The 327-nt window shown below is 54.1% G+C and carries 2 tRNA genes and 1 rRNA gene; 1 reads left to right on the top strand and 2 read right to left on the bottom strand.

Annotated features, from left to right (window positions below):
* Window positions 1-88 precede the first annotated feature (88 nt).
* A tRNA-Val gene (locus tag ABNX05_RS26305) sits at window positions 89-161 on the top strand.
* On the opposite strand, the gene ABNX05_RS26300 is transcribed toward ABNX05_RS26305, so the two are convergent.
* Window positions 161-234: transfer RNA gene (locus tag ABNX05_RS26300), tRNA-Asn, on the bottom strand. The two genes, ABNX05_RS26305 and ABNX05_RS26300, sit on opposite strands and share 1 nt — an antisense overlap.
* A gap of 16 nt (window positions 235-250) precedes the next feature.
* A 5S ribosomal RNA gene (gene rrf / locus ABNX05_RS26530) occupies window positions 251-327 on the bottom strand; the annotation flags it as partial.

Raw genomic sequence — 327 nt, 5'->3', positions numbered from 1 at the left:
GCCCCTTGGTCAAGTGGTTAAGACACCGCCCTTTCACGGCGGTAACACGGGTTCGAATCCCGTAGGGGTCACCATTTAATACCCAGATGGAGGATTAGCTCAGCTGGGAGAGCATCTGCCTTACAAGCAGAGGGTCGGCGGTTCGAGCCCGTCATCCTCCACCCGAAGGCAGGACTCGAACCTGCGACAACCTGATTAACAGTCAGGTGCTACTACCAACTGAGCTACTTCGGAATAATTTTATCATATAGCCTAGCGACGTCCTACTCTCACAGGGGGAAGCCCCCAACTACCATCGGCGCTAAAGAGCTTAACTTCCGTGTTCGG

Origin of the sequence: Lysinibacillus zambalensis, assembly GCF_040183165.1 — a bacterium.
GTDB lineage: Bacteria > Bacillota > Bacilli > Bacillales_A > Planococcaceae > Lysinibacillus > Lysinibacillus zambalensis.
This window is presented reverse-complemented; position numbering and strand designations above follow the sequence as displayed.